The sequence below is a fragment of the Bradyrhizobium sp. BRP20 genome, assembly GCF_020194215.1.
Classification (GTDB): domain Bacteria; phylum Pseudomonadota; class Alphaproteobacteria; order Rhizobiales; family Xanthobacteraceae; genus Bradyrhizobium; species Bradyrhizobium yuanmingense.
This window is the reverse complement of the sequence record NZ_JADYVY010000003.1, coordinates 245704-254705: the sequence shown is the minus strand read 5'-3', so window position 1 is coordinate 254705 and position 9002 is coordinate 245704. Positions and strand designations below refer to the sequence as shown.

The window sequence follows — 9002 nt, the reverse complement described above, 5'->3', positions numbered from 1 at the left end:
CGAGGCTCGCACCAATCGCGGCGGCATCTGGGCATTCTCAAGATCAATTCGGTGCAGCCCCTCCAATTAATCTTTCATTAACCAAACCGGACCACCGTAGATTCACGGCTTGGGGGTCGTTGGTTCTCGATCCGCTTCCGACGGTGGAAGCGGGCGTTGATCGGGAGGTGTGTTGATGACCACTGTTCATGTCGCCGCGTCCGGGCCGGACGCACAATTCCTTGCCCCGAACCAGATCGTTCCGCTTCTGATCGGTGCCACCGTCGACGAGGTCGAGCGTGAGCTCGTGATCCAGACGCTGGCGCGCTGTGACGGCAACCGCACGCGCGCCTCGCGCGTGCTCGGCCTTTCCGTACGCACGCTGCGCAACAAGATCAGGCTCTATGCCGCCTCCGGCATCGACGTGCCCGCCTGTCAGGATTAGCGCCCAGCGACGACGCGCTGCGCAGCCGCGCGATCGATGAGGCGGCCGCTCGCGCCGCCGATTGATGTTGATCAAGCCTGGCACGATGCACGGGCAGAATTGCTGCTGTCGTCAAACGCCGCTAAGTAGCTTGCTCCAGGTGAAGGGAGCGGTGGCGTGGCAGACGACCAGGGACGACGGCCGGGGCCTCAGGGGCCTCGCGGGCGGCAAGGCGAGCCGGGACGGCCGGGGCCACAGGGGCATCCGGGCCGGCGCGGCGCCGACGGCGCACGCGGCAAGCCCGGGCCGCAGGGCAAGCCGGGCCCGGTCGGAAAGGCCGGGCCGCCCGGCAAGCCCGGTCCGCAAGGCAAACAGGGCGAAGCCGGTCCGCGTGGGCCAGCCGGCGCACCGGGACCTGCCGGGCCGCAGGGACCGGCGGGGCCGCAAGGCCCCCACGGCGAGCCGGGTCCGCCCGGCCAATTGCCGTCGATCGAGCAGGTGCTGCCCTGGCTCGACCAGCTCTTCGATGCCTGGGACGAACGCCGCCGCCAACGCGAGCGCGAAGCCGCCGAGCGCGAAGCGCTCGAAGCCGCCGTCCAGGAGACCGACGAGGCAATCGTCGATGACGAGGGCGATGACGTCGACGATCACAGGAAGAAAAAGAAAAAGAAGAAGCAGGGCAAGGATAGCCGACGGGTCTAGTCGGGCCGATCCTCGCGCCGCGGCAGCATGCCCATGCGCTCGAATTGCCAGCGCATGGCGCGATACCAGAAATAGCCGACCGCCGCGCCGCACAGGGCGAGGATGATCACGTTCGCGCTCGAGAACGAGCCGCTCCACCACATCATCCACGCGGTCCACAGCAGCGTGAAGACGATGGCACCTGCTTTCAAAGGAAGAAGGGGGTGGCTCATGTCGTGCTCCGGGCGATCAAAACCCCGGCCGCCACCATCGCAAGCCGAGGCAGCAGATACCGTGAGCCAGATCACGGAGCACGCTGCCTGACCTCACGTACCGAAGCGCAGCCGCGAACGCTCTTTCGCCTTCTCCGCCTCAACCTCGCGGTCGCGCGCCGGCGCGTTCGTATGCAGCGAGGTCAGGAGTTTTCGCGCCGCCTCGGAGACCTCGGCCACCGCACGATCGAACGCCGCCTCGTTGGCCTGCGACGGCTTGTTGAAACCCGACAGCTTTCGCACGAATTGCAGCGCGCTGGCGTGGATCTCATCCTCCGTCGCCGGCGGCTCGAAGTTGAACAGCGTCTTGATGTTGCGGCACATGCACTTTCTCCCGGCGTTTTCCTTAAGACGAAGGTCCGAGCCGAAATCCTACATCCGCCTTCTCGCTTCTGCGACCAACTTGGTGGATGCGCCACAAGCTGATCTCGCAGCGCATCATAAGCGGGGGCGCCGGCATCGCATATTATTTGAGCATGCATTGCAGTGACGGCTCAGGCTTAATCCGTGCCAACGATAGGGAAAGACGCGCAGGACAATCGCGCGCCCATGGCACGATACGCGACGAGGAGGATCGCATGCACAGGGTCGCACTGTGCGTTTGGTTGGTTGCGGCGACAGCGCTGGCAAACGTTGCGTTCGCGCGCGACAATGGCCAATACGACCACGTTCCGCCCGACATCCGCGCCTGGTTCAAGAGCGTGATCGCGCCGAACGGGGTTCCCTGCTGCGACATCTCCGATGGCCATCGCACCGAGTATGACGTGCGCAATGGCGCTTATTGGGTGCCGATCGAGGGACAATGGATCGAGGTGCCCGGACGCGCCATCATCCGCGACCAGGGCAATCCGATCGGCCAGGCCGTGGTGTGGTACGTCCACCACCGCGGCTCCATCATCATCAGCTGCTTCGTGCCGGCGGATGCGGTGTAACGCGCCTTGGTGATTTCCATTGGCTGGCGACGGCCCGATCGGGTAGCTTGAAGCCCAGCTGAAGCGGAGGCACGCCGTTGACCGATCTTAGCGCCGAAGACCTCGCCACCATCTATGCCAAGCCGAGCCCGCGCGTGATCGCGAAGGCACGGCCCGCGATCGATGCGCATGCGAAGAAATTCATCGAGATGTCGCCATTCTGCGTGCTCGCGACATCGGGAGCGGACGGCAGCGTCGACGCTTCGCCGCGCGGCGGCGGCATCGGCTTCGTCCGCGTCGCCGGCCCCAACCAGCTGCTGATGCCCGACCGCTCCGGCAACAACCGCATTGACAGTTTTCGCAACGTGGTCGAAGGCTCAGGCTTCGTGCATTTGCTGTTCTTCGTGCCGGGCATCGAGGAGACGCTGCGCGTCGGCGGCCGCGGCACGCTGTCGGCCGACCCGGATCTGCTCGCCTCGATGGTGGAATTCGGCAAGCCGCCGCGCGCGGTGCTGAACGTCGCGGTCAGCGAGGTCTATTTCCATTGCGGCAAGGCGCTGATGCGCTCGAATCTGTGGGGGTCGGAGAAGGTGCAGCGCTCGGTGATGCCGAGCATCGTCACGGTCATTCACGAGCAGACCGGCCTCGGCGAACCGGCGAGCCAGGAGGCCGTGGAAGAGCTCTACAAGACGCAGCTGTAGCCAAGAGCGGTTCCGCAAAACGAAGCGTCGTGCGGCAACACGTGGATGGCCGGGGTCAAGCCCGGCCATGACGATGGAGGGAGCCAGGCCCGAGTTTAGTGCCCCTCGCCCTCGAGCCCGCCGACATGCTTCTGGGTGTAGAGCTCAAGGCCGATGCGGCCGATCAGATCGAGCTGGGTCTCGAGGAAGTCGATGTGGTGCTCCTCGTCGCTCATCAGCTTCTCGAACAGGTCGCGTGTGACATAGTCCTTGGCGCTGTGACAGTAGGTCGCCGCTTCCTGATAGAGCGCCCGCGCGCTCATCTCGGCGGCGAGATCGCACTCGATGATCTCCTTGACGTTCTGGCCGATGCGCAGGGGATCGAGCACCTGCATGTTCGGAAAGCCGTCGAAGAACAGGATCCGCTCGGTGAGCTTGTCGGCGTGCTCCATCTCCTCGATGGATTCCTTGCGCCAGACCTTGGCCATGTCCAGCAGGCCCCAATTGTCGAGGAAGCGGTAATGCAGCCAGTACTGATTGATCGCAGTCAGCTCATGACGCAGCGCCTTGTTGAGATAGTCGATGACTTTTGCGTCGCCCTGCATGGTTCACTCCAGCTCTTGCAGTCCAAATCGGTCCCAAACCGAGTTTAGAACGCTTCTAAATCACTTTGCGAGCGAGAGCAACCGGCTACGGGAACCCAGCCGGGGAAAAGCTCAGCCGGAATTGCGGAAGTTTTCAGCAGGCCGCGAGGGCGAACTCGGCGGGTTCGGCGGTCTCGTCGTTGGCGGCCACGGTGTGGCTATGCGGGCAGCCGGCGCAGCAGGACTGCGCACAGGGGCCGAGCGCTTCGTCGATGATACTCTTGATCGTCCGGGCGCAGCGCCCGCATTCGGCGCTGCAGCCGAGACAGCCATAGACCTGTTTGGCATGCCGCACGGCGTCGTCGGACTCGGCGACGGCGGCGCGGATATCATCATCGCTCAGCACGTTACAGGAACAAACGATCATGGAAGCGGCAGGCCCTTCGGTGATGCGCCATCATCGATATTTAACAGGCCGGCCGGATGCAAAAGGAAAAACAGGTATTTGAAGCTATTCCAAACTGGCCTGATCAAAGCCTAGAACGGCTCTAAATCAAGCTCTTGCGCTGGATCAAGATTGTAGCCGGACTAGTCGCCGCCACCGCCTCCTCCTCCGCCGTCGCCACCGCCTCCGCAGTCGCCGCCGCTACTGCTGCTATCGCTGCTGGAACAGCTTGCGCCGTCGCCAGAGCTCCCCGAACTGCCGCCGGAAAACCAGCTTCCCCGCGAGAAGCCGTCATTCGTCCCGGAATAGGTGCTGTCCCCGCTACTCCCTCCGTGGCTGCCGGCGGTAGCGCGGGAGCGCCGTGCGCGGTTCTGGAGATGTGCGATCCAGCCGTAGCCGACCGCGAAAACGATCCCGGCCGCAATCAAAGCATTAACCATCGCGTTGCCCATCATCGTCTCCCGGTGGGACCCATACCAATTGGTCGTCTCCGGCAAAGGTGCCGTTCATTGATCATTCAAGCGGAATATGGAACCTTGCGGCCCAAAGGTTCCCGCGTGTTCGTCTGAAAGGTCAAGCAATGAAGAAGTCGCTCCTGGCGGTCGCTGCCGTCGCCATTCTGGCCCTGACGGCCGGAACGCCGGCCCATGCCCAGCGCGGTGTCGCGGCAGGCGTGGCCGCCGGGATCATCGGCGGCGCCCTTGTCGGCGGCGCGCTGGCTTCTCCGTATTATTACGGGCCTAGCTATGGCTACTATGGGCCGGGCTACTACCCGCCGCGCTACTACGCCCCGGGTCCAGGCTATGTTGCCGACGACTATTACGGCGGCTGCGTCTGGCAGAAGCAGCGCTTCTGGGATGGCTATGCCTGGCGCGTCCGTCGCGTCCGAGTCTGCGGCTGAGGCGCGCCAAGCCGGTTCACTACGGATGCGCCGTTCATCTCAGGGCCTGAAAAAGACCGCTTTTTCTCGTCACAGCTCCGTGTGCGTTTACCGTGGATTGACCATTTGCGCGCTTCCTAGCTGCAAGGCCAATTCCATCAGAGTGTGCGTGAACCTTTGAAACCCGGGCGCCTCTAGCAGGAGGAACCCATCTCCCAGGAGAGCCAAGAGCATGAACAAGACTTTAGTTGCCGCCCTCACGGTCGCGACGGTCGCCGGTTCGCTGGTGACCGCCGCTCCGTCCGCGAAGGCCCATGACGGCGTCGGCGCCGGTATCGCAGCCGGCCTGATCGGTGGCGCCATCGTCGGCGGCGCCATCGCCTCCAGCCGTCCGGCCTATGGCGGCCCCGTTTACATCGCCGAGCCCCCGCCGCCCGCGCCCTGCTACTGGCGCCGCGAGCGCTATTGGGACGGCTACGGCTGGGTCAGCCGTCCGGTTCGCGTTTGCTACTGATCTGATTGCCTGGCGCATGCGCGCCGCGATCGGAAAGCCCGGCCGAGAGCATTGGCCGGGCTTTTTGTTTGCGCACGCTAAAGCGCGATGCGGTTAGGATGAAGCGTCATCGCGCTTTAGGTTATTGTTTGAGCATGATCTTTTCGGAAAACCGCTTCACACTTTTCCGGATCATGCTCTATCGCGCCGCCTGGATCGAACGCAGCACCTCTTCGCTCGGCCAGCAATCCAGCTTGAGGCCCGCCGACTTCTGATAGGCGCCAAGCGCCGCACGGGTCTGCATGCCGGCCTTGCCGTCGATCTTGTCCTTGTAGAGCCCGATCCGCGTCAGCTCGCGCTGCATGGTCTCGACGTCCTTGGTGCGCAATTGCTTCGAGGCGGACCAGGGCGTTGCGAACGGCAGCGGGCTCGTCATGCGGTCGCTGAGATGGCCGACGAACAGCACGTAGAGATCGGAGAAATTGTATTCCTTGATGACGAAGTAATTCTTCGTGGTCAGGAATGACGGGCCGTAGATGCCTTCGGGCTGGAGCAGCGAGGCCGGCTGCGCCTGCTCGGCGGCGCTGAGCTTTTGGCCGCGTACCGGGACAAAACCCTCGCGCAGCCATTGGCCGATCGGCTTCGTCACCTCCGGCACGCCCGTCGTGCAATCGACCTTCGCCGGCGCCTGCACCTCGTAAGCCCAGCGCACGCCGCTCTGCCAGCCCTTGTTGACGAGCTGCTGCGCAGCCGAGGCCAGCGCATCCGGCACCGAGTGCCAGATGTCGATGCGGCCATCGCCGTCGAAATCGACGCCATGCTTGTAATATTCGGACGGCAGGAACTGGGTGAGGCCGGTCGCGCCGGCCCAGGACGAGCGCATGTCCTTGCGCGTGACGACGCCTTCATCGAGGATCTTGAGCGCGGCAATGAACTCGTTGCGATACTGATCCTTTCGGCGTCCGACATAGGCCTGCGTCGCCAGTACGCGCACCAGATCGTAGGGCAACGTGTGCCGGCCATAGTCTGTCTCGCGGCCCCAGATGGCGAGCATGACGGTCGCCGGCACCCCGGACTTCTTCTCGATCTCGTTCAGCGAGGTACGATGCTTTTGGAGCAGCCGCTGCCCCTCGCCTGCAAGCCGCGCGATCGAGGCTTCCTTGACGTAGTCGGCCGGCACCTGCACGAACTCGGCCTGCGACGGCGCACCCGTTGCCGGCCGCCCGGGCAAGAGCAGATCGGGCAGCTTGTAGTCGGGCTCCAGCCCGCGCGTTTGCGCATCGAACGTTGCGCGCGAAACGCCGGCCTGTTGGGCCTCCGGCCACAACGAGGCGATGAACTGGGTGAAGGCGGCGTCGGCAGCACGGACGGGCGACCAGCTGCAGGCGATGACGATCCCCGCAGCGATGAGCGCCCGTCGCATCATGCCGCCATCACCGCGTCAGCTTCTTGTACTTCACGCGGTGCGGGATGATGCTGTCCTGGCCGAGCCGGCGCATCTTGTCCTTCTCGTAGTCCTGGAAATTGCCTTCGAACCATTCGACGTGGCTATCGCCCTCGAAGGCGAGGATGTGCGTCGCGATGCGGTCGAGGAACCAGCGATCGTGGCTGATGATGACCGCGCAGCCGGCAAAATCCTCCAGCGCCTCTTCGAGCGCGCGCAGCGTATCGACGTCGAGGTCGTTGGTCGGCTCGTCGAGCAGCAGGACGTTGGCGCCGGACTTCAGCATTTTCGCCAGATGCACGCGGTTGCGTTCACCGCCCGAGAGCGCGCCGACCTTCTTCTGCTGGTCCGCGCCCTTGAAGTTGAACGACGAGCAATAGCCGCGCGAGTTGACTTCCTTCTTGCCGAGCAGGATCAGTTCGTTGCCGCCAGAGATCTCCTCCCACACGGTCTTCTTGCCGTCGAGCGCGTCGCGCGACTGGTCGACGTAACCGAGATGCACGGTCTCGCCGACCGTGATCGTGCCGGAGTCCGGCTTCTCCTGAGCGGTGATCATCCTGAACAACGTGGTCTTGCCGGCGCCGTTGGGACCGATCACGCCGACGATGCCGCCGGGCGGCAGCTTGAAGGTGAGGTTGTCGATCAGGAGACGATCGCCAAAGCCTTTGCTGAGCCCCTCGAAATCGACCACGTTGGCGCCGAGCCGCTCGGCCACTGGAATGATGATTTGCGCGGTCTGGGTCTGCTTCTCGCTCGCCTTCTTCAGCAGCTCCTCATAGCGCTGGTAGCGCGCCTTCGACTTGGCCTGGCGGGCCTTCGGCGACGAGGCGACCCATTCCTGCTCGCGCGCGAGCGTCTTCTGGTGCGCCGCATCCTCGCGGCCCTCCTGCTCCAGACGCTTCTGCTTCTGCACCAGCCAGGACGAGTAATTGCCCTCGTACGGGATGCCGCGGCCGCGATCGAGCTCGAGGATCCAGCCCGTGACGTTGTCGAGGAAGTAGCGGTCGTGGGTGACGATCAGGATCGCACCGGGATAGTTGCGCAAATGGCCTTCCAGCCACGACACGGATTCCGCGTCGAGATGGTTGGTCGGCTCGTCCAGCAGCAAGAGCTCGGGCTGGTCGAGCAGCAGGCGGCACAGCGCGACGCGGCGGCGCTCACCGCCCGAGAGTTTCGTCACGTCGGCATCGTCGGGCGGACAGCGCAGCGCGTCCATGGCCTGGTCGACCTTGCTGTCGAGATCCCACAGGCCCTGGGCCTCGATCTCGTCCTGCAGCTTGGTCATCTCGTCGGCGGTCTCGTCCGAATAGTTGACCGCGAGCTCGTTGTAACGGTCCAGGATCGCCTTCTGCTTGGCGACGCCCTGCATGACGTTTTCGCGCACGGTCAGCTTGGAATCGAGCTGCGGCTCCTGCTCGAGATAGCCGACGCGGGCGCCCTCGGCGACCCAGGCCTCGCCGGTGTATTCCTTGTCGAGACCGGCCATGATCTTGAGCAGGGTCGACTTACCCGAGCCGTTGACGCCGAGCACGCCGATCTTGGCGTCCGGGTAGAAGCTCAGATGGATGTTATCGAGCACCTTCCGGGTCGGGTAGCTCTTGGTCAGGCCCTGCATGAAATAGATGAACTGGCGCGCCATCGGTCCCGTGAAACCTTCGATTTGAGGAAATTTGCTTCGCCAGCGATGTAGCGATCCCGCCCCCAAAGGGCAATGTTTTCCGTCCGTTCACCACGGATGAATACGGTCAGGAAACCATCCGGCCACCGATCCGGACAATTGAAACCATCTTTTAATAAATCAGGCCAAAGCTCGGTTTCGCGCGGAAACAGCGCCACCCGCTCAGAACGAACGGGGAGCACAGCGAGGCCGCATCATGGCTCTGATCGAGACCCATTCTCTTCCTGTTCCGGCAGGAGCCGGGCGCACTTTCGGGTTCGCCTCGGAGATCAAGGCCTTCTGGAAGCGCTTCTTCGTCACCGCCTTCAATCCCTACCGGCCCGAACTGCATTACATGCGCGGCCCCGGCCCCGCCTGGCGCGCCAAGCACGGCATGGATGCACCGTTCCGCCTGAAGCCCCGCGACGTCTGAGCGACGATCCCTATCGGACTTTTGAAGACGCAGGCTGCTTGCGCGCCGGCGCGATTGCGCGCAAACCATGGCCAGGTTCCGATGACGGCGCCCGCCTGGCGCCTTCACCTCTCGCCATG

At 64.0% G+C, this 9002-nt stretch carries 14 protein-coding genes; 7 read left to right on the top strand and 7 right to left on the bottom strand.

Translation table 11 applies throughout. The features are described from left to right. Nucleotides 1-175: 175 nt before the first annotated feature. Together I6F33_RS10190 and I6F33_RS10185 are read left to right on the top strand one after the other, a co-directional pair. Entirely contained in the window at nucleotides 176-424 is a 249-nt protein-coding gene (locus I6F33_RS10190) for a helix-turn-helix domain-containing protein (protein ID WP_036013218.1), read from the top strand. A 156-nt stretch (nucleotides 425-580) separates the two neighbouring features. Then, nucleotides 581-1105 carry a collagen-like protein gene (locus I6F33_RS10185; protein ID WP_225142285.1) on the top strand — a complete coding sequence of 175 codons (525 nt, stop codon included), beginning with the start codon at nucleotides 581-583 and terminating at the stop codon, nucleotides 1103-1105. Here the strand turns inward: I6F33_RS10185 and I6F33_RS10180 are convergent. Together I6F33_RS10180 and I6F33_RS10175 are read right to left on the bottom strand one after the other, a co-directional pair. Beyond that, on the bottom strand, nucleotides 1102-1317 hold the full coding sequence (locus I6F33_RS10180; protein ID WP_036013212.1) for a hypothetical protein: 216 nt from the start codon (nucleotides 1315-1317) through the stop codon (nucleotides 1102-1104). The two genes, I6F33_RS10185 and I6F33_RS10180, sit on opposite strands and share 4 nt — an antisense overlap. Nucleotides 1318-1410: 93 nt before the next feature. Further along, entirely contained in the window at nucleotides 1411-1680 is a 270-nt protein-coding gene (locus I6F33_RS10175) for a DUF2277 domain-containing protein (RefSeq protein ID WP_036013210.1), read from the bottom strand. Nucleotides 1681-1934: 254 nt separating this feature from the next. On the opposite strand from I6F33_RS10175, the gene I6F33_RS10170 reads away from it, so the two are divergent. Together I6F33_RS10170 and I6F33_RS10165 are read left to right on the top strand one after the other, a co-directional pair. Further along, nucleotides 1935-2288 carry a hypothetical protein gene (locus I6F33_RS10170; protein ID WP_225142283.1) on the top strand — a complete coding sequence of 118 codons (354 nt, stop codon included), beginning with the start codon at nucleotides 1935-1937 and terminating at the stop codon, nucleotides 2286-2288. A gap of 77 nt (nucleotides 2289-2365) precedes the next feature. Next, nucleotides 2366-2968 carry an MSMEG_1061 family FMN-dependent PPOX-type flavoprotein gene (locus tag I6F33_RS10165; protein ID WP_036028502.1) on the top strand — a complete coding sequence of 201 codons (603 nt, stop codon included), beginning with the start codon at nucleotides 2366-2368 and terminating at the stop codon, nucleotides 2966-2968. 95 nt (nucleotides 2969-3063) lie between these two features. Here the strand turns inward: I6F33_RS10165 and bfr are convergent, their stop codons facing one another. From bfr to I6F33_RS10150, 3 genes are all read right to left on the bottom strand, one after another. Next, nucleotides 3064-3552, bottom strand: a complete 489-nt coding sequence (gene bfr / locus I6F33_RS10160; RefSeq protein ID WP_036013205.1) for a bacterioferritin — start codon at nucleotides 3550-3552, stop codon at nucleotides 3064-3066. Between the two features lie 133 nt (nucleotides 3553-3685). Then, entirely contained in the window at nucleotides 3686-3958 is a 273-nt protein-coding gene (locus tag I6F33_RS10155) for a bacterioferritin-associated ferredoxin (protein ID WP_036013202.1), read from the bottom strand. A gap of 161 nt (nucleotides 3959-4119) precedes the next feature. Then, entirely contained in the window at nucleotides 4120-4431 is a 312-nt protein-coding gene (locus I6F33_RS10150; RefSeq protein WP_225142281.1) for a hypothetical protein, read from the bottom strand. Nucleotides 4432-4556: 125 nt separating this feature from the next. On the opposite strand from I6F33_RS10150, the gene I6F33_RS10145 reads away from it, so the two are divergent. Both I6F33_RS10145 and I6F33_RS10140 read left to right on the top strand, forming a co-directional pair. Continuing rightward, on the top strand, nucleotides 4557-4877 hold the full coding sequence (locus I6F33_RS10145; RefSeq protein ID WP_036013200.1) for a hypothetical protein: 321 nt from the start codon (nucleotides 4557-4559) through the stop codon (nucleotides 4875-4877). A 211-nt stretch (nucleotides 4878-5088) separates the two neighbouring features. Beyond that, nucleotides 5089-5370 carry a hypothetical protein gene (locus tag I6F33_RS10140; RefSeq protein ID WP_036013199.1) on the top strand — a complete coding sequence of 94 codons (282 nt, stop codon included), beginning with the start codon at nucleotides 5089-5091 and terminating at the stop codon, nucleotides 5368-5370. Between the two features lie 178 nt (nucleotides 5371-5548). Here I6F33_RS10140 and I6F33_RS10135 read toward each other — a convergent pair whose 3' ends face one another. Further along, the gene (locus I6F33_RS10135) at nucleotides 5549-6775 is read right to left on the bottom strand and encodes a lytic murein transglycosylase (RefSeq protein WP_225142279.1); all 1227 of its coding nucleotides are present in this window, start codon (nucleotides 6773-6775) and stop codon (nucleotides 5549-5551) included. 7 nt (nucleotides 6776-6782) lie between these two features. Beyond that, a complete protein-coding gene (ettA, locus tag I6F33_RS10130) occupies nucleotides 6783-8432 on the bottom strand; it encodes an energy-dependent translational throttle protein EttA (protein ID WP_225142278.1) in 1650 nt (549 codons plus the stop codon). Nucleotides 8433-8667: 235 nt separating this feature from the next. Here ettA and I6F33_RS10125 point away from each other — a divergent pair, with 235 nt between their 5' ends. Further along, nucleotides 8668-8883, top strand: a complete 216-nt coding sequence (locus I6F33_RS10125; RefSeq protein WP_225142277.1) for a hypothetical protein — start codon at nucleotides 8668-8670, stop codon at nucleotides 8881-8883. Nucleotides 8884-9002: the final 119 nt, after the last annotated feature.